At 70.5% G+C, this 24,130-nt stretch carries 21 protein-coding genes and 3 pseudogenes; 17 read left to right on the top strand and 7 right to left on the bottom strand.

The features are described from left to right. Positions 1–132: 132 nt before the first annotated feature. From ACGFNV_RS43720 to ACGFNV_RS43710, 3 genes are all read left to right on the top strand, one after another. Complete coding sequence (locus tag ACGFNV_RS43720) at positions 133–516, top strand: MerR family transcriptional regulator (RefSeq protein ID WP_393630909.1); 384 nt, start codon at positions 133–135, stop codon at positions 514–516. A gap of 47 nt (positions 517–563) precedes the next feature. Continuing rightward, positions 564–1,580, top strand: a complete 1,017-nt coding sequence (locus ACGFNV_RS43715) for a zinc-binding dehydrogenase (RefSeq protein WP_393630907.1) — start codon at positions 564–566, stop codon at positions 1,578–1,580. A gap of 112 nt (positions 1,581–1,692) precedes the next feature. Further along, positions 1,693–1,959, top strand: a complete 267-nt coding sequence (locus tag ACGFNV_RS43710; protein ID WP_393630905.1) for a hypothetical protein — start codon at positions 1,693–1,695, stop codon at positions 1,957–1,959. 192 nt (positions 1,960–2,151) lie between these two features. Here the strand turns inward: ACGFNV_RS43710 and ACGFNV_RS43705 are convergent, their stop codons facing one another. From ACGFNV_RS43705 to ACGFNV_RS43695, 3 genes are all read right to left on the bottom strand, one after another. Continuing rightward, positions 2,152–2,934 carry a sulfite exporter TauE/SafE family protein gene (locus ACGFNV_RS43705; RefSeq protein ID WP_393630903.1) on the bottom strand — a complete coding sequence of 261 codons (783 nt, stop codon included), beginning with the start codon at positions 2,932–2,934 and terminating at the stop codon, positions 2,152–2,154. A 79-nt stretch (positions 2,935–3,013) separates the two neighbouring features. Then, positions 3,014–3,733 (bottom strand): cation transporter, encoded by a 720-nt coding sequence (locus tag ACGFNV_RS43700; protein ID WP_393630901.1) that lies wholly within the window; start codon positions 3,731–3,733, stop codon positions 3,014–3,016. Next, positions 3,733–4,068, bottom strand: coding sequence for an ArsR/SmtB family transcription factor (locus tag ACGFNV_RS43695; RefSeq protein WP_393630899.1), 336 nt, complete (start codon positions 4,066–4,068; stop codon positions 3,733–3,735). The genes ACGFNV_RS43700 and ACGFNV_RS43695 overlap by 1 nt, the downstream gene beginning before the upstream one ends. 182 nt (positions 4,069–4,250) lie before the next feature. Between ACGFNV_RS43695 and ACGFNV_RS43690 the strand changes: the two are divergent. The 3 pseudogenes from ACGFNV_RS43690 to ACGFNV_RS43680 form a co-directional block, all read left to right on the top strand. After that, a pseudogene (locus tag ACGFNV_RS43690) lies at positions 4,251–4,481 on the top strand (SAM-dependent methyltransferase); the annotation flags it as partial. A gap of 100 nt (positions 4,482–4,581) precedes the next feature. Beyond that, positions 4,582–4,794, top strand: a pseudogene (locus tag ACGFNV_RS43685) (aminotransferase class V-fold PLP-dependent enzyme); the annotation flags it as partial. Positions 4,795–4,928: 134 nt separating this feature from the next. After that, positions 4,929–5,101: pseudogene (locus tag ACGFNV_RS43680) on the top strand (PLP-dependent transferase); the annotation flags it as partial. A gap of 297 nt (positions 5,102–5,398) precedes the next feature. Here the strand turns inward: ACGFNV_RS43680 and ACGFNV_RS43675 are convergent. Continuing rightward, positions 5,399–5,584 carry a hypothetical protein gene (locus ACGFNV_RS43675; RefSeq protein ID WP_393630898.1) on the bottom strand — a complete coding sequence of 62 codons (186 nt, stop codon included), beginning with the start codon at positions 5,582–5,584 and terminating at the stop codon, positions 5,399–5,401. Positions 5,585–5,694: 110 nt separating this feature from the next. Beyond that, entirely contained in the window at positions 5,695–6,189 is a 495-nt protein-coding gene (locus ACGFNV_RS43670; RefSeq protein ID WP_393630897.1) for a PaaI family thioesterase, read from the bottom strand. A gap of 86 nt (positions 6,190–6,275) precedes the next feature. Here ACGFNV_RS43670 and ACGFNV_RS43665 point away from each other — a divergent pair, with 86 nt between their 5' ends. Both ACGFNV_RS43665 and ACGFNV_RS43660 read left to right on the top strand, forming a co-directional pair. Next, positions 6,276–6,743: a winged helix-turn-helix transcriptional regulator gene (locus ACGFNV_RS43665; protein WP_393630895.1), complete on the top strand. Its 468-nt coding sequence runs from the start codon at positions 6,276–6,278 to the stop codon at positions 6,741–6,743. Positions 6,744–6,951: 208 nt separating this feature from the next. Then, positions 6,952–7,725, top strand: a complete 774-nt coding sequence (locus ACGFNV_RS43660) for a DUF4157 domain-containing protein (protein ID WP_393630893.1) — start codon at positions 6,952–6,954, stop codon at positions 7,723–7,725. A gap of 159 nt (positions 7,726–7,884) precedes the next feature. Here the strand turns inward: ACGFNV_RS43660 and ACGFNV_RS43655 are convergent, their stop codons facing one another. Next, positions 7,885–9,297, bottom strand: a complete 1,413-nt coding sequence (locus ACGFNV_RS43655) for a hypothetical protein (protein WP_393630891.1) — start codon at positions 9,295–9,297, stop codon at positions 7,885–7,887. 160 nt (positions 9,298–9,457) lie between these two features. Here ACGFNV_RS43655 and ACGFNV_RS43650 point away from each other — a divergent pair, with 160 nt between their 5' ends. The 5 genes from ACGFNV_RS43650 to ACGFNV_RS43630 all read left to right on the top strand — a co-directional run bounded on the left by ACGFNV_RS43650 (position 9,458) and on the right by ACGFNV_RS43630 (position 17,257). Continuing rightward, positions 9,458–10,078: a response regulator transcription factor gene (locus ACGFNV_RS43650; RefSeq protein WP_393630890.1), complete on the top strand. Its 621-nt coding sequence runs from the start codon at positions 9,458–9,460 to the stop codon at positions 10,076–10,078. 147 nt (positions 10,079–10,225) lie between these two features. Next, the gene (locus ACGFNV_RS43645; RefSeq protein WP_393630889.1) at positions 10,226–13,423 is read left to right on the top strand and encodes an HYR domain-containing protein; all 3,198 of its coding nucleotides are present in this window, start codon (positions 10,226–10,228) and stop codon (positions 13,421–13,423) included. A gap of 19 nt (positions 13,424–13,442) precedes the next feature. Further along, a complete protein-coding gene (locus tag ACGFNV_RS43640; RefSeq protein WP_393630887.1) occupies positions 13,443–14,132 on the top strand; it encodes a DUF4255 domain-containing protein in 690 nt (229 codons plus the stop codon). 223 nt (positions 14,133–14,355) lie between these two features. Continuing rightward, the gene (locus tag ACGFNV_RS43635) at positions 14,356–16,422 is read left to right on the top strand and encodes an ATP-binding protein (RefSeq protein ID WP_393630950.1); all 2,067 of its coding nucleotides are present in this window, start codon (positions 14,356–14,358) and stop codon (positions 16,420–16,422) included. Between the two features lie 250 nt (positions 16,423–16,672). Beyond that, on the top strand, positions 16,673–17,257 hold the full coding sequence (locus tag ACGFNV_RS43630; protein WP_393630886.1) for an SUKH-4 family immunity protein: 585 nt from the start codon (positions 16,673–16,675) through the stop codon (positions 17,255–17,257). An 11-nt stretch (positions 17,258–17,268) separates the two neighbouring features. Here ACGFNV_RS43630 and ACGFNV_RS43625 read toward each other — a convergent pair whose 3' ends face one another. Beyond that, the gene (locus ACGFNV_RS43625; protein ID WP_393630884.1) at positions 17,269–21,183 is read right to left on the bottom strand and encodes a hypothetical protein; all 3,915 of its coding nucleotides are present in this window, start codon (positions 21,181–21,183) and stop codon (positions 17,269–17,271) included. A gap of 180 nt (positions 21,184–21,363) precedes the next feature. On the opposite strand from ACGFNV_RS43625, the gene ACGFNV_RS43620 reads away from it, so the two are divergent. The 4 genes from ACGFNV_RS43620 to ACGFNV_RS43605 all read left to right on the top strand — a co-directional run bounded on the left by ACGFNV_RS43620 (position 21,364) and on the right by ACGFNV_RS43605 (position 24,118). Further along, entirely contained in the window at positions 21,364–22,941 is a 1,578-nt protein-coding gene (locus ACGFNV_RS43620; RefSeq protein WP_393630883.1) for a phage tail sheath family protein, read from the top strand. A gap of 108 nt (positions 22,942–23,049) precedes the next feature. Continuing rightward, complete coding sequence (locus tag ACGFNV_RS43615; protein ID WP_133932543.1) at positions 23,050–23,493, top strand: phage tail protein; 444 nt, start codon at positions 23,050–23,052, stop codon at positions 23,491–23,493. Continuing rightward, positions 23,493–23,978: a hypothetical protein gene (locus tag ACGFNV_RS43610; protein WP_393630881.1), complete on the top strand. Its 486-nt coding sequence runs from the start codon at positions 23,493–23,495 to the stop codon at positions 23,976–23,978. Before ACGFNV_RS43615 ends, ACGFNV_RS43610 begins: the two co-directional genes overlap by 1 nt. After that, entirely contained in the window at positions 23,975–24,118 is a 144-nt protein-coding gene (locus tag ACGFNV_RS43605) for a DUF6760 family protein (protein ID WP_351917958.1), read from the top strand. The genes ACGFNV_RS43610 and ACGFNV_RS43605 overlap by 4 nt, the downstream gene beginning before the upstream one ends. Positions 24,119–24,130: the final 12 nt, after the last annotated feature.

Genomic DNA, 24,130 nt, shown 5'->3' with positions numbered 1-24,130 from the left:
CCCCCGTCACACATGGGTGCCCCGAGAGTCCCCACCCGTTCGGCCCGTCCGAGGCCCGGGAGTGACGAGGCCGCCGCCCTGTTCCGGACGGCTCCCGCAGGGGCGTCGCGTGGAAGTTCGCGGAGCGCCCGGATGTTGCCACCAGGTATGAGGATCAGCGAAGCGTCCCGGATCAGCGGCGCGAGTGCGAGGTCGTTGCGGTACTACGAGGATGAGGGCTTGATCGTCCCTGGTCGTTTCAGCAATGGGTACCGCGACTACTGCCGGTCGACCATCGACCGGGTCCTCGCCATCCGCTCGCTGCTCGAGTCCGGACTGCCGGTGCGGTTGATCAAGGAGATCCTGCCTCACCTCACGGACGGTCGCGATGAGGGCGGCACGGGCCTGGTGTGCGCGGAGTTCCTTCTGGAGGTGCGGAGCTATCGCGATCGGCTCAATGCCCGCATCGCCGATCTCCGTGCTCAACAGGCAGCGCTCGACGCCTATCTGCGACACGCCCGATCCACTGACGCATGATCACCGCTTGACCTTGCCACCGGTGTGAAGCTTCTACGTTCCCGTACATGGAGATCAACGAGCAGCAACACAGCGCCGAGCAGACGATGCGGGCCCTGGTCCAGCACTCGCGCCGCGGGCCGAAGGACCTGCACCACACGACCGGCCGACGCCGCCCCGCCCCGGGCCCGGGCGAGTACCTGATCCGCGTCGGCGCCGCCGGGGTCAATTTCGCCGACGTCATGCAGACCCGTGGAACCTACGCTGGAGGACCACAGGCGCCCTACGCCGCGGGCTTCGAAGCCGCCGGCGAGATCGTGGGCGTCGGACCGGAGGTCGCACGTCCCCTCAAGGTCGGCAGCCACGTCGTCGGGACCGGCCCAGGCGCCTTCGCGCAGTACATGACGATGCCCGCCGCGGAGGTGCTACCCGTCCCGTCCGGCTGGACGGACGCCGAAGCCCTCGGTCTGGTGCTGAACTGGGCGACCGCGTTGGCGGCGCTGAAGCCGCTGGGTGAGCTCAAGGCGGCCGACGCGGTGCTCATCCACGCCGCGGCCGGCGGTGTGGGACAGGCCGCTGTCCGCCTCGCACGTCACTACGGCGCACGGGTGATCGCCACGGCCTCACCGTCCAAGCACGACACCGTCAAGGCGCTCGGCGCCGACGCGGTCCTGGACAGCGCGCACCCCGACCTGGCCGCTGAGATCACCCGCCTGACCGGAGGCGTGGACCTGGTCCTGGAGTCCGTGGGACAAGCCACGTTCCAGGTCAGCCTGGCGGTCACCAAACCCTTCACCGGACGCGTCGTCGTGTTCGGGGCCGCCTCCGGCGACGCCGGTCTGACCACACACGACCTGGTCTTTGCTCACCAGGTCCAAGTCAAGGGCCTGCACATCGGCGCGCTGGCCTCCGCAGCCCCCTCCATCTACGGTGAGTTGCTCGCCGAGATCGAGGCACTCATCGCCGACGGCGTGTATCCGCCCGGTACCCCTCAGGTCCATCCCCTGGCCGAGGGGCCGGCCGTGCTTCAGGAACTCGAAGCGGGCCGGACGCGTGGCAAGCACGCCCTCGATCCGTGGCTCTGAGAACGGGCTGCGGCTCACCGAAAGAGGGGGATCTCGGGCTCGGAGACGATCGATGGCAGGGCCGGCGACGCCATCCTCGCGAAGTGAGCGGTCGGGCGGCCACACTGCGTCCATGGAATACGTCCGCCGGGTGCCCGCTCCGCCGCTCGACCGGTTCATCGACGACATCTACTGTCTGACCGGGGTGCCGCACCACCGGCTGATGAACGTCCCGCCGATGCCATCGGCACACCTGTTCCTGCACCTGGGAGGGCCCGTCCGCCTGTGGGAGCCGAGACCCCGGCGCGTGGTCTCGACCTGGTCCAGCGGGCAGGCGAGCGTCTGGAGACCTCGCACGGCACGATTCCGGCCGGCGCGCTGGCCGATGCCGCTGGGGTGAGCGGCTCATGTCGGTGTCACCCCGAAACGGGTGGCGCGGATCTACCGCTTCGCGCGGCTGGAAGCGCGCGGGTTTGCGGATTTCCCGGACGTGATGACGCCGGAACCGGATCGTGTGCGGCGCTCAGAAATGGACGAGCGCGCGGGTTCGGGCTGGCGGAGCCTCCGTCGCCCGAGCCGGCCGCCTCGGGGATCAGGCCAGGGCCTGGGCGGCGTACACCGCGCCGAGGGCGCCCGCGAGGGCTCCAAGCAGGAGCCGGAGCGCGGTTTCGGGCAGGTGAGGCTGGAGCCGTGCGCCGAGGTAGCCGCCGATCAGTCCCCCGGCGCCGCAGGCCAGACCTAGCCACCAGTCGGGCGCGACGGGCCCGGGACTCGCCAGGGCCAGCGCGGCGTACGCGGCGGCCCCGGCGACGGATGTGGTGAAGGTGGCGGCGAGGGTGGCCGGTGCGATGCGGGCCACGGGCATGCCGCGCGCGGCGAGGATGGGCCCGAGCAGGGAACCGCCGCCGATCCCGTAGATCCCGCCGACCACCCCGACCGTCATGGCGAGAGCAGCGAGTACGCGAGCCGACGGCTCGGCCGCGTCCGGCCGCCGCCGGGCGGGGCGCAGGGTGCGCAGGCACAGCCACGCGCCGAGCGGCAGTAGGAGCGCGGCGACCAGGATGCGGAAGACGTCGGGGCCGGGGAGGGCGAAGACGCGGATGGCGGCGCCGGCGATGACGCCGGGCAGTGTCCATGCGACGAGGCGCCGGGCCAGTCCGCCACGCAGAGCGCCGTCGCGGCGGTAGCGCCAGAGTGCGCCTGGCCCGGCCACCACATTGAACAGCAGGTTCGTCGGCGTGACGGCGGGACTCGGGACGCCGAGGACGCTGAGCTGGACCGGCAGGAGGAAGACCGCGCCGGACACGCCGACCGGCGCGGTCACCGTCGAGATCAGCAGGCCGGCCGCGAACCCGGCCCAGATCGTCCACTCCACTGCTGCCCCCGCCGCTCCGTGATTGCCAGGTCAGTATCGACGGAGCACCCAGACGGAGGGCGGGGCGGCAATGAGATGTTCACGAGCAGCAGGTGCAGCCCGGCTTGCAGCCACATGCGTCTGCCTCGGCCGCGGCCACCCCGACGGGGACCGGCGTGTGGGCGGTGGGTGCGCAGCAGCCCTTGCCCTGCCAGGCGTCGCGGCCCTCCTTCACTGCGATGGCGGCGATCACGAGGGCGGCGATCGGGTCGGCCCAGGACCAGCCGAGCGTGGCGTTGAGGACCAGGCCAACCAGCAGCACGGCGGACAGGTAGGTGCACAGCAGCGTCTGCTTGGAGTCGGCGACCGCGGAGGCGGAGCCGAGTTCGCGTCCGGCCTTGCGCTGGGCGAAGGAGAGGAACGGCATGATCGCCAGCGACAGGGCGGCGATGACGATGCCGGAGACGGAGCGTTCGGCCTCGCCGGTCCCGGTGAGCGCGCGGATGGCGTCGAAGGCGACGTACGCGGCGAGGGCGAAGAACGACACCGCGATGATCCGCAGGGTGCGCTGCTCGCGCGCTTCGCGGAGGGCGTGGTCGCGGGCGGAGAACTGCCAGGCGACTGCCGCGGCGGAGGACACCTCGATCACGGAGTCCAGCCCGAAGCCGATCAGTGCCGTGGAGGAGGCCATCGTGCCCGCGGTGATCGCGGCGATGGCCTCGATGACGTTGTAGGTGATGGTCGCGGCGACCAGGAAGCGTATGCGCCTGGCGAGCGCGTCGCGGCGGGCCAGCGACGGCCCGAGAGATACCGCGGTCATCAGCAGCAGTCCTTCGTGGCGGCGTCCGGGCAGGTCTTGTCGGTCTCGACGGCGACCACGGCTGCCAGGAGGTGGTCCAGGGCGTGGCCGAGGCGCTCGTCGGCGAGCTCGTAGCGGGTGCGGCGCCCGTCGGGGGCCGTAACGACGAGGCCGCAGTCGCGCAGGCAGGCCAGGTGGTTGGACAGCCGGGTGCGGGAGATGCCGAGGATGTCGGCGAGGTCGGACGGGTAGGCCGGCGCCTCGCGTAGGGCAAGGAGGATGCGGCAGCGGATCGGGTCGGCGAGCGCGCGGCCGAAACGGGCCAGCACCTCGATGTCGGAGGCAACGGTCAGCACAACCCGACAGTACATCAACTCGTGAATTCACGGAATCATGGATTATGGTTGGGAGGTGTGCGCCGCCTAGGCTCAGCCCACTGATCAGCACATAAGGGGCGAAAGCCGTGGCAGGCGACGACCGGGATCTGGCCGAGGCACAGAACGCGCACTGGCACAGCACGTGCTCCGCTGACCCCAGGATGTACGGGCAGGAGCCGTCCGCGCCTGCGGTCCATGCCGCCGGGATGTTCCGGGCAGCCGGGGCGCGGGAGGTGCTGGAACTCGGCGCCGAGCATGGCCACGACGCCTTGTTCTTCGCCGCGCAGGGCTTCACCGTCCAGGCCACCGACTTCTCCGCGACCGGCCTGGAGCAGCTGCGCCGGGCCGCGCTCGCCCGCAAAGTGGCCGAGCGGGTGACCACGGCCGGGTACGACGTCCGCGAGCCACTGCCGCTGCCGGACGGTTCGGTCGACGCCGTGTTCGCGCACCCTGCCGTGTACGGTCCTGTCCGCGCAGAAGATCCACACCGTCGTGGGCGAGGTCTGCCGGGTGCTGCGGCCCGGCGGCATCTTCGTGTACACCGTGCGGCACACGGGCGACGCCCAGTACGGCGCGGGCACGCTGCACGGCGACGACATCCACTGCGACGCCGCCCAGGCCGCTGGCAAGATTCCCCTCGACGTCGGCAAGCTGGGCGTGGACCTGCTGACGGTCGTGGGGCACAAGATGTACGCGCCGAAGGGCGCGGCCGCCTTGTACGTGCGCCACGGGGTGCGGCTGGAGCCGCTCGTCTACGGCGGCGGGCGGGAGCGCGGCCTGCGTGGGTACGGAGAACGTCGCCCTGGCCGTCGCGCTCGGGGGCGCCGTCCGGGGGCGGCATGCTCAGTGCCGTCCTGGACGCGGACGCCGACCGGACCGCCGCAGTGGTGGACCAGCTCCGGCTGTTCGCCATCGCGCCCAGCCTCGGCGGAGTCGAGTCACTGGTCACCCAGCCCATCACCACCACCCACCACGGCCTGGACCGGCCGAGCGCGTCAAGCGCGGCATCGCCGACAGCATGGCCCGCCTGTCCGTCGGCCTCGAAGACTCCGACGACCTGATCGCCGACCTGGGTACGCACTGCGGATCGCTGCCGGTGCCCGCCCTACCCGAACAGGCGCCCCCTGGCATCCGGACCCGGAAGGCTGACGGCCGCCTCACCTCGGCAGCTTGGCCGTGCGTTCGGGATGTGCGGTCTCCACGTAGTTCATGGCGGTCTTCTCCGTGATCCCGAACAGACGCATCGATCCACATGTGGTCATTAAGGGCGAGAAGGTGCTGCACTTGAGGTCCAAGGTGCGCCGCTGGGTCAGCGGCGCAGTCTCTTGCGCGCCCACAGAGACCCGATCACGCCGCCCACGACAACCAGGTACAGAGTCAAGGGCCCGTCGTTCAGGACGAATCCGGGGATCGCGATGACGGCCGTGATCAGCAGCCATCCGCACCCGGCTGCGGAGACATCTGCGCCGTCGGGACGGAGGCGCTCTTTCTTCACCGGCCTCCATTCGAAGCGCGGCTTCGCCGACCATCATCGAGCAGGAGACCGGGCTGACCGGCGGGCGTATCCTCACCTGTCGGCTCGGCCGGTCGCGCCGCGCAGGGCGGTCAGCGGGACGGGACCGGGAAGAGCATGCAGCTGCTGGTGGCGTGGGCCAGCAAACGGTCGTCGGAGTCGCGGAGCTCTGCCTGGGCGAGGGCGGTGCGGCGGCCCATGTTGAGGACCGTGCCGACGGCGCGGACCTTGCCGGTATCGACGGTGATCGGGCGGAGGAACTTCAAGGTCAGGTCGATCGAGGTGTATGCCATGCCCTGGGGGAGCGCGGACTGCACTGCGCAGCCGGCCGCCGAGTCGAGGAGCGTGGCGTAGACGCCGCCGTGGACACTGCCGATCGGGTTGTAGTGCTCCTCGCCCGGCACCAACACGAAGACCACCCGGCCGTGCTCGGCCTCGTCGAGGGTGAAGCCCAGGGCTGCGGCGATCGGCGGAGCGGGCAGGCGCTCGGCCAGGATCTCGCGAAGGAAGCCAAGACCGCTGTGGTGAGCGACGGCACTGGCGGAGATGACGGGGTCTTCCCACTCGAATGTACGTGACCTGCGCATTCCCACTCCTGGATCTGGCTTCTGCTGGCGAAGCTAGCTGGGCCGCCAGCTGGCTGTCAATGGTGAAGTCAGCCTAGGATGGGCGCATGAGGTGGCTGGAGACGAGCACCGAGAACTGCACAGTCCAGCGGACACTGGACCTGGTCGGCGAGAAGTGGTCGCTGTTGCTGCTTCGGGACGCCATGAACGGCGTCAGGCGCTTCGACGACTTCCGCCGGCACATCGGGCTGTCCGAGGCCGTCCTGGCGGACAGGCTGCGCAAACTGGTCGCGGCCGGGATCCTGGAGACCGTCGCCTACCGTGAGCCGGGCAGTCGCACCCGACACGAGTACCGCCTCACTCGCAAGGGCTGGGATCTATGGCCCGCGATGATCGCCCTCAAGCAGTGGGGCGACCAGTACGCAGCGGACCCTCAGGGCCCGCCCTTGACGGTTCACCACGAGGACTGCGGCGAAGCTCTGCGCGCTGTGGTCGTCTGCGGGGAGGGCCACGGGCCGCTGATTCCTCCGGAGGCCCATAGCCGCCCGGGCCCCTCCGCGCAGCCCCTCGGCTGACAGGCCGACAGTACGAAGCGCAGTGGCGTGGATCCCGGCACCCGGCGCCGAACGGGCAGGCCGGCATACGCGCACCCGGGTCGGCGTCTGCCCCATCGGGCAGCGGTGGCTGCACTCGCGTAGGCAGCGGCACGCCTGTACCCGGGGCGCACACTGAGGGAGTGTCAGGGTCAGAAGAGGTATGCGCTGGACGTCCCAGGGAGCGAGGATGCCCGACCACGTACACGACCACGAGCACGACCAGGACCACCAACAAGCCGGCCACAGGCAGTCCCAGGCCGACGACTCGCGGCTGTTCAAGGCGGCAGCCGCGGGTCGCCCGGATGTTCTGGGCCCGTCCGGCATGGGCACGCTGCAGCGTGCCGTCGGCAACAGTGCGGTGGGCGCCATGCTGCAGCGGGAGCAGGACGAGGAAACACCGTCGGACCCCAAGCCGCAGCGCTCGCCCGTGCACGACGTCATAGGATCCGGCTCCGGGCAGACCCTCGGCGCCGATGTCCGCTCCGACATGGAGGCGAGGCTCGGCGCGGACTTCTCCGACGTGCGGGTGCACACGGGCGACGCGGCGCACGAGTCCGCGAAGTCCGTCGGAGCGCATGCCTACACCGTCGGCAACAACGTCGTCTTCCAGCGGGATGCCTATGACACGTCGTCCCAGGCCGGACGCACGACGCTCGCCCATGAGCTGACCCACGTGATCCAGCAGCGCCACGGCCCGGTCGACGGGGCCGCGGCACCCGGTGGGATCCGGGTCAGCGACCCCTCGGACCGGTATGAGCGGGAGGCCAGCGCGAATGCCGAACGCGTCATGTCCGCCCCGGCCCCGGCCTCACAGGCCGCGGAGCAGGCAGCCGCGGCTCCCGGGCCGTCCGCAGCGGTACAGCGGCAGGCGGAGCAGGAGGACGAGGAACCGGCCGATGTGCAGGGGCTCTTCGTGCAACGGGCCGAGGAGGAGCAGCAGGAGGAGCCGGGCGACGCATGACAGGCATCTCCCCCGTGCGCGTCGCGGGGGAGACGCCCGACCGGCACGGTCCCCGGATACGTCCCGGGGACCGTGCCGGCTCGCTGTCCCAGGCGGCTCAGCCCCGCCTGCCCGAACGCCGACCGCTGCGGGCGGGTTCGGCTGCCGCCCGCCGCCGGTTCAGCCCGCGGCGGGGGAGGGAGTCGCGCTCGGCGCCTGCCGCAGCGTCCCGCCGACCAGCACCGACTCGTCGCACTGGGCCGGTGTCGGACCGCCCACCGGCCGTCCCACCGCGCTGCAGGTGACCGTCATGGTGATCTGCCCACCGGCGGGCACAACGATCGGGGTGACGAAGTGGTAGTCCTGGTCACGGAAGTTCTGCAGAGCGAGCCTCAGCAGGGTCCGGCTCCCGGACGCGATGACGACGGTGCCGGAGTCGCCCTGCGGGTTCTGCACCACGAGGTCCGTCAGGTCGAGCGCCTGGCCGGCCGGGACCTTGTACACCGTGTCGGACGCCGGGTCGCCGCCCACCGAGTCCTTGACCTCGACCTGAGCGCTGCGCGGATCCCCCGCACCCCCGCCCCCGGCACCGCTGCCACCCGTGCCCCCGCTTCCGCCCGTGCCCCCGCCGCCCGCTCCGCCCGTGCCCCCGCCGGTGCTTCCGCCCGTCGAGCCCGCCGCGGTGCCGGAACTCGGCGCACCAGCCGCCGCGTCCTTCCCGGTTCCGGCGGCGCCCGCCGACGTACCGGACGAGCCACCGCCGCCCGCGGCGCCGGACGCGTCGGGGCTGGGTGACAGCACGGCGGCCACCTGCTTCTTGGACTCCTCCCGCGCGGCAGACTTCACCACCGGGCGCAGCAGGGCGAACCACACGATGGCCAGGGCCGCCACCGCGGCCACCGCCGCGATCAGGGCGCGCGGCAGCCAGCGCGGCAGTATCGCGTCCTGCTGGTACGTGCCGTCCAGGAGAACCGACTCGTGCGGCACCTCGCCCATGGGTGTCGCCACCACCTGGAAGGGATGCACGACGGGAGTGCCGCGCCACAGCCGTCGCGTCGGACGCGCGGTGAGCCGCGACACCTCGGCCGCACCCGGCGGCAGTTCGACGGTCTCGCGGGCGAAGCGCAGCCGCACCCGGGAGCTGTCCCCCTGGGCCGCCAGCTGCACCGTCACCGGGATGTTGCCCCGGTTGTCGACGGCCACGTCCGTATGGCCGCGCCAAGCACCGTCGAACCCGCGGGGCACCAGCTCCCCGGTGATCGCGGCGAACGGCAGGACCGTGACGACGCCCTCGGGCACCACCGCCGTGTCGGGGGCACTGGTGGGCACCACCCGCACGCCGAACGGGACGTCCCCGGCCGGCACCTCCGAGCTCCGGGGCGGGCTCAGCGTGAGGACCGCGGTGCCCGTACTGTCCGGATACAGCGAAAGGCTCGTCGGTTCGACGGTCGCCCAGGCCGCTGCCGGGCCCACGACGTCGAAGCGGTACTCCTCCACCGTGCTGCCGGAGTTGCGTACCTGAAGGGGGACTTCGACCCGCGCCCCAGGCTCGGCGGTCACAGCGGTCGTGTCCAGGCTCGCCGCAGTTGTCATGATCGGCACCATAGGGGCGGTGGCAGGGGGCGGCAGGGGCCTCGCAGGAAGACTTTCGGGAAGCTGATGTGCCCATTGACGCCTTGTTGACTGTGCGTGGAGTCGCCTGCCGCATACTGCTCGACGCGCCGCGATGCGCTCGACCAGGGGGGAGACTGGTGTGGACCGGATAGTTGTGTGCCTGCGCGCGGATGACCCGATCTCCAGAACGGGGGTCGCCACCCAGCTGCGGTCCCGGCCGGAGATCCGGCTGCAGGAGGAGGGGGAGGAACCGGCCGCCGTGGTGGTGGTCGTCATCGACACCATAGACGAGGAGTCGTTGCGGACCCTTCGCCACATCCGGCGGACGACGGCGGCCCGGATGGCGCTGATCGCCACCCGCATCGACGACCAGCAACTGGTCGGTGCCGCCGAGTGCGGAGTGGCGGGCATCCTGCGCCGGGCCGAGGCGACGCCGGAGCGGCTGGTGCAGGTGATCAACGCGGTGGCCAGGGGAGAGGGAAGCGTTCCCGCGGACCTGCTGGGCCGCCTCCTGGAGCAGGTCGGCCAGTTGCAGAGCCAGGTCCTGGCGCCGCGCGGCCTGAACTTCAGCGGGCTCACCGACCGGGAGATCGAGGTCGTCCGACTCGTCGCCGAGGGGTACGACACGGGGGACATCGCCTCGAAACTCGCGTACTCCGAACGCACCATCAAGAACATCCTGCATGAGCTCGTCACCCGGCTGCACCTGCGCAACCGCTCTCACGTCGTTGCCTACGCGCTCCGGCAGGGACTGATCTGAAGGCGCCGGTCCGCCTCGGCGGGCGAAGGGAGAGGCGGACTGCCCCTCCGGGCAATCCGCTCTTCCCCTCGGGGTGTCCCCGGCGCCGCTCCGTCGAAGAGCGGCGCCGGGAACGGTGGGGCAGACGCCGATCTGGGAGGGGATGTCGTGCGGTTGTTCCGGCTGCGGGCGGGCCTGATGGCCGCGGTCCTCGCGCTCGGCGCGGTAGGGGCCGGCATCGGAGACACGGCGCCGCGGGCCCGTACGGCGGACTCGACGTCCCCGCCGCCGACGGCCACGGGGGCCTCGGCCACCGCCTCCGAGGGCAAGGCGTCCCCGGCCACCGCCTCCGCGGTTGCGGCGTCCTCGACCTCGGCGTCCTCGGCCCCGGTTTCCCCGGTCACGCCGTCGCTGGTGGAGCAGGCGTTGAACCCCGGCGCCTCGATCACCGTCGACAAGCAGGTGCAGACCCCGGCGGTGCCGCCCAAGCCGGATGTCGTGCTGCTGGTGGACAACACCGGGAGCATGACGGGCACCATCACCAACGTGAAGGAAAACCTGCCCGCGATCGTCGACCAGGTCTTCGCGGTGCAGCCCGACTCCCGGTTCGCCGTGGCCAGCTTCGGTGACCAGAACGACCCCGACGTCGGCTCCGACCGACTCTTCCTCCTCCACCAGCCGTTCACCAACGACCGCGCCGCCATCCAGAGCGGCGTCGATCAACTGGACGCCAACCACGGCTACGACGTGCCGGAGGACTGGGGCAACGGGCTGTACGAGGTGGCGACGGGGGCGGGCGGCCGGAACACCTTCCGGGAAGGGGCCACACCCATCGTCGTCCTCGTCGGTGACGCGCCCACCCACGAACCGAGCAACCAGCACCACTTGACGGACGTCATACAGACGCTCAAGGAGCACGGCGTCAAGGTTCTCGCTGTCGGGGTCGGCGGCAACGGCCTCGACGCGAACGGGCAAGCCAGACAGGTCACCCAGGCCACCGGAGGTACGTACCTCCAGGGCATCGAGCCGGGCGAAGTGTCGAACGCCATCGTCCAGGGCCTGACGAACCTGCCTGTCACCGTCAGCCACCGACTGGTCGACTGCGACCGCTCGCTGAGCGTCTCCCTCTCCCCGACGAGCGTCCAGGCGACCAGCGGCCAGACCGCCTCCTTCACCGAGCAGATCACGGTGTCCCCGGACGCGCCCCAGGGCACCACCCTGTCCTGCACGGTCCAGTTCGCCCTGGGCCCGGCAGCCGACCCGGCCTACCGGGAGCAGATCCGCATCACCGTCAACGACGTGACCGGCCCGGCGGTGACCGTCGACGACCGTACGGTGGAGGCCACCGGCCCGGACGGCGCGGTAGTCGACTACCCGGCCGCCGCGCAGGACAACGTCGACGGTGGCGTCCCGGTGGCGTGCGAGCCGCCCTCCGGGTCGCGCTTCCCCCTCGGGCGGACGACGGTCACCTGCACGGCGACCGACAAGGCGGGCAACACCGGGCGCGACACGGCCGTCATCACCGTCGTCGACACCACCGCGCCAGTGGTGAACGTCGACGACCGCACCGCCGAGGCGTCCGGTCCCGACGGCGCCGTGATCACGTACCCGGCCACGGCCACGGACCTCGTGGACGGCGACGTCCCGGTGGCGTGCGAGCCGCCCTCCGGCTCCACATTCCCGATCGGCAGGACCACCGTCACCTGCACGGCGACCGACAAGACCGGCAACACCGGCCGCGACACGGCCGAGTTCACGGTGACCGACTCCACCGGCCCCGCCGTCACCGTCGAGGACCGCACCGCGGAGGCGGCCGGTCCCGACGGCGCGGTCGTGGAATACCCCGCGTCGGCGCAGGACACGGTCGACGGGAAGCTGCCGGTCACCTGTGAACCGCCGTCGGGCTCGGTGTTCCCGATCGGGGAGACTACGGTGACCTGCACGGCGACGGACTCCCACGAGAACACCGGCAAGGACACCGCCGTCATCACCGTCGTCGACACCACCGCCCCCGTCGTGACCGTCGACGACCTGACGGTCGAGGCCACCGGCCCCGACGGCGCCGTCGTGGAGCACGACGCCACGGCGGTCGACACCGTGGACGGACCGACGAAGGTCACCTGCACGCCGCCTCCCGGCTCCACCTTCCCGGTCGGGAAGACGACGGTGACCTGCACCTCGACGGACGCGCACGAGAACACCGGCGAGGACACCGCCGTGATCACGGTGGTCGACACGACCGCGCCCAGGGTCACCGTGGACGACCGCACGGAGCCGGCCACCGGGCGCGACGGCGCCGTGATCGAGTACACCGCCACGGCCGAGGACCTGGTCGACGGACCCGTGTCCGTCACCTGCACGCCCGTGTCCGGTTCCACCTTCCCGGTCGGCGAGACCACCGTGACCTGCACCGCCACCGACGCCGCCGGCAACACCGGCACCGACACCGCGGTCTTCACCGTCGTCGACGACGGCAAGCCCGTCGTCCAGGTGGACGACCGGACCGTACGGACCCTCAGCCGGGACGGCGCACCCGTCACCTACACCGCCACCGCCCAGGACCTCGTCAACGGCATCCTGCCCACCACCTGCACCCCGCCCTCGGGGTCGAACTTCCCGATCGGGAAGACCACCGTCACCTGCACGGCGACCGACGACGCGGGCAACACCGGTACCGACACCGCCGTCGTGACCGTCGTCCTGATCCCTCCCGTGCCGGTCGCGCCCTCCGCCGACCTCGCCGTGACCGTCGCCGCGGACCCGCAGCCCGCCTTCACCGGTGGCACCGTCACGGCGACGTTCACCCTCACCAACGCCGGACCGGACAACGCGACGGACATCGTCCTGACCACCGGGACACCCGGGGCCGCCACCATGGTGAGCCCCCAGGACCGCTGCACCGCCGGCAGCCCCTGCACCCTGAAGGCCGGCGGCCGGATCCAGGTCACCACCCGGCTGTCGTACGACAAGGCCACCAGCGGCACCCTGACGGCCCGGGTCGCCGGCAAACCGACCGACCCGCGCACCGCCAACAACACCGACACGCTCCGCCTCCGCGTCCTCCAGCCCGTGCTGACCGCGAGTCCCGTCGTCGCCCGGCTCGGCGACGTCGTCCTCGCCGAGGGCCGCGACTTCCCGGCCGGCACCGTCGTACGACTGAAGTGGAGCCAGGGCATCACCGCCGCGACGGCTCCGGTGCGGGTGAGCGCCGACGGAACGTTCCGTACGCAGGTCCTCGTCCTGCGCAAGGACCGGACCGGGCCACGGTTGCTGCGCGCCACAGGGCCCGGATACGACCCGCTCACCGCGAAGATCCTCGTCGTGCCCCGCAGCCTCCAGCCACCCGACTTCATCGGCCGCGGATGAGAAGGGCGGAGGCGGAACAGTGATCCACGAGGTGGACGACGCACTGCGCGCCCTCGTCAAGAACGACGCCCTGGGCGGCACACAGGTCAGTGTCGTGTTCGACGCACCCACCCGGGAGTGGGCGGCCAAGGTCAACGCCCCCACCGTCAACCTGTACCTCTACGACATCCGGGAGGACATGCGGCGCCGCTCCCGCGGCCTCTCCAACGAGTACGACGAGCGCGGCACCGTCGTCGCCCGGCACCGCCCGCCCCGGTACTTCAAGCTGTCCTACCTGATCACCGCCTGGACCCGGCGCCCCGAGGACGAACACCGCCTGCTGTCGTCCCTCCTGCTGTGCCTGCTGCGCAGCGACGCCATGCCCACCGAGCACCTGACCGGCTCACTGGCCGAACTGCCGTTGCCCGTGCCGATGACGATCGCCCTGCCGCCCCCCGAGGACCGGTCGTTCGCCGACGTGTGGAGCGCGCTCGGCGGTGAGCTGAAACCCTCCCTCGACCTGGTGATCAGCGTCCCCCTCGTCGGCACGGGGACCGTTCCGGTCGGGCCGCCGGTCACCGAGGAGGGCGGCCTGCGGCTCGGCATGGAGAACACCGAGCAGACCCGGCAGACCGGCCAGGGCACCGCCGGAGCCCGGGAGGCCGAGGCGGCGGACGAGCCGGCGGCGCGTCGCACACGGCCGGCGCTGTCCCGGCGCGTCCGCGAATGAGCACGGCGGCCGGAGTGGACGGGGCAGAGGTGAGGTCGGCTGGGGCTGGGGCTGGGGCTGGGGCTGGGGCTGGGGCTGGGGCTGGGGCGCCGCCCGGTTCGGCGAGGTACCGCGCCCCGAAGGGGGCGCGGGGAACTGCGCGACCAGCCACAACCGGCCCGCGCCTCTCTGACCGCACACGCAGCGGATCGAAACCCGCGGAGCGAGGAGCGAGGAGCATCCCATCGCCGAGAACCCCAGCCTTCGCCACCTGCTGGACCGGGTGGTCCTCGTCGAGGAACGCGTACGCCGTGCCGTCGCGGCCCGCAGGCGGACCGACCCCAACCCCGACGACGCCTTCCGGGGCCTCTACCTCACCGACGAGGCCATCGACCGTCTCCTCGACACGCCGCCCCGTCCCGCTGCCCCCGACCGCACGGACGACGCCCGGCACGCGGAGGCCGAGACGCGCGCCGACACCGCCGACCCGCCCACCAGCCTGCGCCGCCTCACGGCCGACCTGGGGCTGACCGACCTCGACGTCGAGATCCTGCTCATCGCCCTCCTGCCCGACCTGGACGCCCGGTTCGAATCGTTCTACGGCTATCTCAACGACGACGTCACCCGGCGCCGCCCCTCCATCGGACTGGCCCTGGACCTGTGCGGACTGTCCCCGGCGGACGCCTCCGCACGCGCCCGCCTCGGCGCCACCGCGCCCCTGCTCTCCGGTGGCCTGCTGCTCACCGAGGACCCGGACCGCCCGTTCCTCGGGCGCGCCCTGCGTGTACCGGACCGGGTCACCGCGCACCTGCTCGGCGACGACACCCCCGACCCCCGGGTCGCCGACCTGCTGACTCCGGCCCCGCCCGTGCCCGGCGTGGGCGACGCGGCTCCGCTGGCCCGGGCCCTCGCGGCCGAGGTTCCCCTGGCCTACCTGCGCGAGGACCAGGGCGGCGCGGGCCCGGCCCTCGCCGCCACCGCCCTCACCCGGGCCGGGCGTCCCTCACTCGCCCTGGACCTGGCCCGCCTCGCCCGCGACCCGGCTCCGGCCGAAGCCATACGCGCCGCCGTACGCGAGGCCCGGCTGACCGGTGCCGGTCTGGTCTGCGCCCCGGTCGACGCCCTGGACCGGGAACGGGACCGCGAACGTGCCGTGCTGCTGAGGCAGTTGACGGACGCACCCGTCCCCGTCGTCCTCGTCGGTCACACCCCGTGGGACGCCGCCTGGTCCACGCGGCCCCCGCTGCTGCTGCACGCGCCCCGCGTCGAGCCGACCGCGCGAGCCGCGCTGTGGCAGGCCGCGTACGGGCCCTCCGTGCCCGCCGGTATCGACGTCCCGAACCTCCTGGCCCCCTTCCTCCTCACCCCCGAACAGATCACCCGCGCCGCCCGGAGCGCCGCCCAGAACGCCGTCCTGGACGGAGCCGGGCTGCGCCCCGAGCACGTACGCCGCGGTGCCCGGGCCCAGAACTCCGCGGGACTCGACCTGCTCGCCCGCCGTATCGAACCCGCCGTCGACTGGGACGACCTCGTGCTGCCCCCCGACGCCCTGACCCAGCTCCGCGAACTCACGGCCCGCGCCCGCCACCGCGACCTCGTGCTCGGCGCATGGGGCATGCGCCCCGGCGGCGCCCGCGGCCGCGGCGTGGTGGCCCTGTTCGCGGGTGACTCCGGCACCGGCAAGACGATGTCGGCGGAGGTCATCGCCGCAGACCTGGGCCTGGACCTCTACACCGTCGACCTGTCGACCGTGATCGACAAATACGTCGGCGAGACCGAGAAGAACCTCGAGCGCATCTTCTCCGAGGCGGCCGGGGTGAACGGCGTCCTCCTCTTCGACGAGGCCGACGCGATCTTCGGCAAACGCTCCGAGGTCAAGGACGCCCACGACCGCTACGCCAACGTCGAGAGCGCCTACCTCCTCCAGCGCATGGAGTCCTTCGACGGCCTCGCCATCCTCGCCACCAACCTCCGTGCCAACCTCGACGACGCCTTCACCCGCCGCCTCGACCTCGTCATCGACTTCCCCGTCCCCGACCCCGCCCAGCGCCTCGCCCTCTGGCACCGCTGCCTGGCCCCCCTCCTCCCCGGCACCGTCGACCTCGACCTCCCCTTCTGCGCCGACTCCTTCGAACTCGCCGGCGGCAACATCCGCTCCATCGCCGTCACGGCCGCCTACCTCACCGCCGACGCCGGATCACCCCTGACCATGCGCCAGCTGATCCACGCCATCCAGCGCGAATACCAGAAACTGGGCCGGCTGACCCTGGCCAGCGAGTTCGGGCCCTATGTCGACCTACTGGTCCTGTGACCCGACGTGAACGCCCCCGGCGCGAGCCAGCGCGACCAGAGCCCGCTTCCTGCCCTGCCACGACCGCCACCAGCACACTCCGGACGGCTCGAGATTCACCGAGTGGGGTCTACGAGGTCAGGTACCTCGACACCGTCCATTGGCAGGCACGGCACTTGGCGGCAGCGACGGCGACCGACCACAAGGGACGGTTCGGTCCGCGCATGCTTGCTACGGTATTCGGAGCGATAGCCGACTGAGGAGCCCAGAGATGGTTACGCACGCGGAATTAGTGTCGGCGTTCGGCTCGCTCTGGGTTGAGACGATGCCGCCGGAAGTCGCCGAACGGTATTTCGCCAACCCCGAGGACCGGCGGCTGCTGACTGAGGTCGGTATGCCCCAGTCACTCTTGGGCCAGTTGTACTTCGGAAACATTCGGACCGACCCGCCGCAGACCATCAGCCAGGCCCAGGACACCGGGACGCCGGACAAGTTCCCGCCGGATGTCCGGGACGACATCGTGATCACCGCCGGCATGGGCGGTTTGGCCTGCATGTCTCGGGCGGACAACCGCATCTACTGGTACGAGCCGGGGAGCAGCGAACGGAAGTTCGCGTTGGTCAACACGTCCCTGGAGCGATTCCTCGAGATCGCGTACCAGCTCCGGTTGAAGTTCAAGGGCCTCGACCTGTTCTACAGCGCGGACGAAGACGGATCGGAGGAAGAGATCGCGGACGAGGTGCGCCGCCTGGTCGGGGAGATCCGCGACATCGATCCGCCGTCCTTCGACAGCCCGGCCATGTTCTGGCAGCACGTGGTGCTCTTCGCGCTGGAGACCCTCGCATCGGATGCGTGATGCCGGGTGGGTCAGCGTCCTCCGACATAGCCGTGGTTGACCACCCAGGAGTCGTCCTTCGCGTTCACGCCCGCGTTGTCCACCCTGGCGAGCGCCTTGAGTAGTTCGTCGTTCTTCCTCTGCAGCATCAGGAGGAAGTGCTTGCGAGCCTCCTTGTCCTCCTCGGTCATCGCGTTCTTCTCCTCCTCCGTCAAGGGCCGGTCGATACCGGCTTCCGCTCCGGTCAGTGCCTCGACCGTGATGCCGTGGGCCCGCAGAATCGCCAGACCGGCCACGCCATGATCCTCCATCGGCCTGATCCGGAACCATTCGCGGCGGACGTCGTCGGGGACTGTGGCCTTGTCCCAGTCCGCGGTTCGGCGTGCGGTTTCCTCCCCCATCGCCTTCTGCGTACGCGGGACGCCGGAGAAGATCTTTTTCTTGTCGAGTTCCTTGGCCTCCTGGCCTTTTGCGGCGGCCTGCGCCTTCTTGGCCGCCTCGAACTCCTGGAAGGTCTGTACCGCGTCCGGAGAAATGAGCTCGTCGAAGATCTTCCGGTATCGCTGTCTGATCTCCCCGGTGAAGACCACGGAACCCTGGTACAGCGCGCTGGCCGACACGACCGTGGACAGATTCTGCGTCCTCGGCCTCAGGTCCCGATCCACGAAGTCGGCGATGTAGGTGGCGCAGTTGACGCAAGGGCTCCTGTTGATCTCGTAGCGGAGCGACATTGACGGGACGAGCTGTTTGTCGGTCGGGATATCCGGAAGGTCCGTATTCTTGTAGTAGAGCGTCAGATGCTCTTCTGCGTGTGCGCCTCGCACCCGGTGCGCGTCGCTGTGATCCTTCAGCCGTCGCGAGCTGGCAGCCTTGACCACCGAGACGTCGTCCTTTTCAGCGGCAGTCCACCTGAACACGCCGCGGGCCACCGTCGGCGGGTCGGGCTCCCGCTTCGGCTTCTCTGCGGTGGCCTTGTTCTCCAGGATGCTCTTCAGCTTCTCGGCCGTTTCGTTGCTGACTTTCTTGCCCGTTTCCTGAGCCCTGGTCCAGACCCGAAGCTCCTCAGGGGTCCAGCCCAGCGCGTGCTCGTCACCTTTGACCTTGACGGGCAGGTAGAGAAGTTCACTCTCGTTCTCCGGATTGACCTTGGCGGCCACGCGGAACTGATGCTCGCCCGCACGTTCCATGCGTAAGGACTTGAGGCCTTGCGGCGCGTACTTGTGATAGACCTGCTCCAGGATGTTGTGCATTTGATCCGGAGTCGCGCCGTCGATCAGCCTGCTCCGGGCCTCCGTAGAGGCTGCCTTCGCGGTCTGCGCCTTTTGCTGTGCGGTACCGCCGTCCACGCCGGGTTTGTTCTCGCCCTTGCCCTTGAGTTTGGCCCAGAGTCTCTTTGCTGCTTTGGCAATGAAATCAACGATCCTGTCGATCGCCTTGTTGACCGGCTTGGCCACCGCCTGGAAGACCTGCCTGACCTTGCCCGCGAGATTGCCGACGCCCAGCAGGGCGGCGAGGAAGCCGATGAGGACGGGGATGGAGGCGGCGAGGGCGCCCTCGATGAGGGCGGGGACGCTGCCTCCGCCGCCGGACGCGATGGCGACGACCGCGTCCAGGATCGAGTTGACGAACTGGATGATCTGGGCGCCTTGGGTCACGACGAAGGTGACGATGTCGATGATGCCCTTGACGGCGCGGACGAAGGCTGACGCCGGGTTGAGGAGGGAGACGATCCAGGTGATGCCGGCGACGAGGACGGTGGGGATGAGGTAGGAGGTCAGTTTCTGCAGGATGGTGGATTTGAGGTCGCCGACCTCGGCCTTGATGCGTTCCACCGCGCCTGCCGGGCCTTCCTTCTGGAGAGCCTGCGCGACCGGGACGGACTGTTCGGCGGCGGTGACCGCCTGGTCGGGGACGCCCTTGCGGGTGATACGGGCGCGGATGTTGGCCCAGGTCAGCCCCAGCATGCCGGCGATGAGCTGGATGATGCCCTTGAGGTCGAACTTGGCGGGTAGGGAAAGGCCCGCGCCGGCGGCGGTGCCCAGCAGCCAGGAGACCAGGCCCTTTTTCAGGTGGTCGGCGATGTTGCCGATGAACTGCCGCAGGCCGGCGCCGACGGCGGTGACCAGGTTGCGCAGGAACCCGATCGGGTCCTTGAGGATGTTCATGACCGCGGCGGCGGCCCTCGCCAGGACGCCGAGCAGCATGTTCTTCAGTTCGATGATGGTCTGGATGACACCGACGACGGCGTCCCTGGCCTTGGCGATGAGGCCCTTGTTCTCCTCCTGCAGCTTCTTGATCTCGTCGTCGACCGCGTTCAGGGCCTGGGTGTACTTCTGGGCCAGATCCTGGACGAGTTGCTCCGATTTCGCGTTGACGTCGGCATCCAGTCCGTCGAACTTCTCCGTGAAGTCCTTGGCGGCTTCCTGGCCGAACTTCCGCAGGTCGGCGGGGAGCTTGTCGACCTCGGCCTTGAGTTCGGCGCGTCCGCGCGCGATGCGGTCCTTGGCTTTGCCGAGTTCGGCGCCGATGACGTCGGCGATGGAGGAGATGACCTGCTGCATCTGCGCGACGTAGAGCTTGCGTGACTCCTGGAAGAGCTGGTTGGCCTCCTCCGGCATTCCCGCGAACTTGTCCTTGACCCAACGGAGTTTGCCGGTGAAGCCGGAGTAGCGTTTGTCCTTGTAGGCGTCCATCCGGCGTTTGTGGTCTGCCGTGAACGCGTCCCGCGCAGCCTTCTCGCCGGCGGTGAACTTCTCGTCGACCAGCTTGTCCAGGCCCGACAGGGTCCTCTCCACGTCGGTCTTCGTGGCGTCGAAGACCTTCTGCAGCCGGGCGGTGACCTCTGCCCGCTTGCGTTCGTCGGCGGACTTGGTGGCGCCCTTGCCGCCGTCGACCTGCTTGCCGGTGGCGGTCCGGGCGGCGGCCAGGCCGGTCATGGCCTGGGTGCCGACGGCCGCCGCGCCCTGCCTGGCGGCGGTCAGTTGCCTGGCCTCGGCGCCGCGGGCCTGCCCCGGCGCCACCGCGGAGTGCTTCTCGCCCTCCTTCTTGGCGCTGAGGGCGTCGGTGAACTGGGGCTCGTTGCTCTTGGCGAGCTGCTCCTCGGTGACCTCGGCGTCGGCCATCTGCTGGTTGACCTGCTGCGGGCCGCCGGAGAAGTCGGTGACCGCGTCCGGTTGCCTGGCCGGCACCGCGCCCGCCGGGTTGGGGGCGCCGGGGGCAGGAGGGGGAGCGTCCGGAGTGAGGGGGGTGACCGGCTTGTCCTTGGCCTTGGACAGGTCCGGTCCGGCCTTCGTCGCGGTGTCGATCTCCTTGGCGGAGGTCTGCCCGCCCTGAGCGACCTGTCCCTTGACCTGGCCCTTGACGGCCTCCGCCTTGCCCGACCCGGAGAACTTGTCGGCCTCGTCGAGGTTCTTCGGAGCCTGCGCGGCGATGGCCTGGTTGACGGCGGCGATGAAGGCGGCCTTGTCGAACACGCCGGGCTTGGCGACGTTCATCTTCTCGGCCTGCGCGGCCTTGCCCTGGGCCTGCTTGTCGTCCGGCGGGGCGACGGCGGCGTCCTGCGCGGCCTTCGACTCCGCGGCGGCGGGGGCGTGTCGGGAGGCCGCGGTCTTCTTCGCCCGCACCTCGGACTTCAGGCCCTGGAAGGCGGGCGACGCGGACGGCGGCGGCTTCACCGGCGGAGCCGGGGCGCCCGTAGAACCCGTGGAGGGCGGAGCCGCGGTCTGGCGCTGTGCGACCAGCCGGGCCACCGCCGCGTTCCCCGCCCGTGCCTGCAGCAGACGCAACTGCTGTGGGGCGAGGCCCGCCGGAGGGGCGCTCTCCGGCCCGGCCACCGTGGTGGGCGAGGTGGTTTCCTCGACCGTGGGACGGGCCTGGGCAGGGGCCGCCGGGCGTGCCGGCCCCGCGCTGGTCCTCGCGCTGGTCTTTTTGTCCGGCGCCGCCTTCATGGCCGCAAGTGTTCGGGTTCGTGGTCACTCGTACACGGGAACGGTGGGTACGGCCAGGGGAAGTCCGGCGTGCCTGATCGGGCAGCGGGCTGTGCACCGCTAGGCGGACGACGACACGTTCCGGGTGATCGCGGCCGGAGTCAGAATCTGCTTCGGCCGCTGGTCATAGGAGGAGTGGGTATGCCGTCGTATCTGTCCCCGGGCGTCTACGTCGAAGAAGTGGAGGCCGGGGCACGACCGATCGAGGGAGTGGGCACCTCGGTCGCCGCGTTTCTCGGCTTCGCCCCACAAGGGCCCCTGAACGAGCCGACACTTGTCACCAACTGGAGCCAGTACGTAGGTGTCTTCGGCGACTTCGTCGAGGGTTCCTACCTGGCGTCCGCCGTGTACGGGTACTTCGCCAACGGGGGCGGGAACTGTTACGTCGTCCGGATCGGAGATGGCGGGAACGGTGTCGGGGGCGAACTGCCGAGCGGGTCCGCCGGCGCGACCGCGGGCGGTGGGGATTCCGCAGCCGAGGCGCTGCTCGGCGGGTTCCGGGTCCGGGCACTGCCGAACGTCACCGGTGAGATCACGGTCGAGGTCGGCGGGGCGGACGGCGAGGCGCCGCCGAGCGAGGCGTTCAAGCTGGTGGTCAAGGTGGACGGGGAGGAGAAGGAGACCTACCCCTCGGTGTCCACCCGCCGCGGCAAGGACAACGTCGTCACCAAGGTCAAGGAGAAGTCGCAGATCATCGCCCTGGAGGAGGTCAGCCGGGCCGCCGCGTCGACAAAGCCCGACACGGGTACGGTCGTCCTCGCGGCCAAGTCCGGCACGGCCCCCGCTCCGACCGGCTCCGGCACGGTCGCGCTGTCGGCCGACCACTACATCGGGGACGCGGACGAGCGGACGGGCTTCGGCGGCCTCGAGGCCATCGACGAGATCACGATGGTGGCCGTGCCCGACCTGATGAGCGCCCACCAGCACGGCATCATCGACGACGAGACCGTCATCTCGGTGCAGCAGGCCCTGATCTCCCACTGCGAGTTGATGGGCGACCGGGTCGCCATCCTGGACGCTCCTCCCGGGCTGTCGCCGCAGCAGGTCAAGAACTGGCGGATGGACGTGGCCGGCTTCGACTCGAAGTTCGCGACGCTCTACTACCCGTGGATCAAGGCCTTCGATCCGTCGGTCGGGCGTAACACCTTCGTCCCGCCGAGCGGACACATAGCCGGGGTGTGGGCGCGCAACGACGAGTCGCGCGGTGTGCACAAGGCGCCCGCCAACGAGGTCCTGCGCGGCGCGGTCGGCCTCCAGACACAGATCACCAAGGGCGAGCACGACCTGCTGAACCCGATCGGCGTCAACTGCGTCCGCTCCTTCCCGGGCCGCGGGATCCGGGTGTGGGGTGCCCGCACCCTCTCTTCCGACCCGGCCTGGCGCTATCTGAACGTACGTCGGCTCTTCAACTACCTTGAGGAGTCGATCCTGACGGGCACGCAGTGGGTCGTCTTCGAACCGAACGACGACGCCCTGTGGGCGCGTATCCGGCGCACCATCTCGGCGTTCCTGGTCAACGAGTGGCGCAAGGGCGCGTTGTTCGGGCTGACCCCGGACGAGGCCTTCTACGTCAAGTGCGACCGGGAGACCAACCCCGCCGAGAGCATCGATGCCGGCCATGTCGTCTGCGAGGTCGGGGTCGCTCCGGTCAAGCCCGCGGAGTTCGTGGTGTTCCGGTTGGCACAGCTGTCGGGCGGAACGGGATCGGTCGACGAGTAGCAGCAACACAGGCGGGTCATGGCCCGACGGCAGTGGCCCGCCCGCGGATCGGTCCCGGGGCGGTGGAAGACCGCCGCTCCCCACACGCGATGAGCCATGGAGGCTGGGATGGCACTCCCCGAACTTGACAGCTCTGTAGGCCACTCCTTCGGGCTGGAGTTCGACGGCGTGGTGATCAAGCAGATCACCGAGGTCAGCGGTTTGAAGATGGAACAGGACGTCATCGAGCTCAAGCAGAACACCGCCGACGGAAAGTACGCGGTCAAGAAGCTGCCGGGCCGCCCCAAGGCCGGCGAGGTCACCGTCACCCGCGGTCTGACCGAGGACAACAGCTTCGAGTCGTGGATCAAGTCGTCCCGGTTCGGGAAGATGGGCGACGCCCGTAAGAACGGCGCGATCATCGTCTACGACTACGAGGGCAGCGCGATCAAGCGCTACCAGCTGATCAACGCCTGGCCGAAGTCGCTGGAGATCGGCACCCTCAAGGCGGGCGACACCTCCGTCCTCACCGAGAAGCTCTCGATCACGTACGAGAGCATGGAAGTTGAGTGATGCGCAGGACGATGCCCACCCAGGCGCGGCAGGCGGCACAGCCGCTCCCGGGCGCACCGGGGCAGGACCACACCGGGGGAGCGGGCGACAGCGCGAGTGGTGCGGGGCGTGACACGCTCCGCACCGAGTTCGCCTTCGAACTGCCCCGGGGGTACGTGGACGAGTCCGGCACCGTGCACCGGCACGGTGTGATGCGGCTGGCCACCGCCCGGGACGAGCTCATCCCGCTGCGGGACGACCGGGTGCGGGAGAACTCCGCGTACCTGTCGGTGGTCCTGATCGCCCGGGTGATCACTCGGCTCGGCACCATCGAGGACGTTCACGCGGGCGTCGTGGAAGACCTGTTCGCCTCGGACCTCGCCTTCCTCCAGGACTTCTACCGGCGGATCAACGCGGAGGGCCACACCCGCGCCGCGGTCACCTGCCCCTCCTGCCAGGAACACTTCGCCGTGGACCTCGCCGGGGGCCGCCTGGGGGAATCGTGACGTACGCGGTCGAACGCCTCTACGAGGAGATCGCGTACCTGGCCTATCACTTCCACTGGCCGCTGGAAGAGCTGCTCGATCTGGAACACCCCGAACGGCAGCGGTACGTCGAGCAGATCGCCCGCTTCAACGGGCGGTGAGAGGACACCGAG

Origin of the sequence: Streptomyces sp. NPDC048751, assembly GCF_043198595.1 — a bacterium.
In the GTDB taxonomy this organism is placed as follows: Bacteria; Actinomycetota; Actinomycetes; order Streptomycetales; family Streptomycetaceae; genus Streptomyces.
Note: the sequence above shows the minus strand (reverse complement) of the source record. Positions and strands in the feature narration are given on the sequence as shown.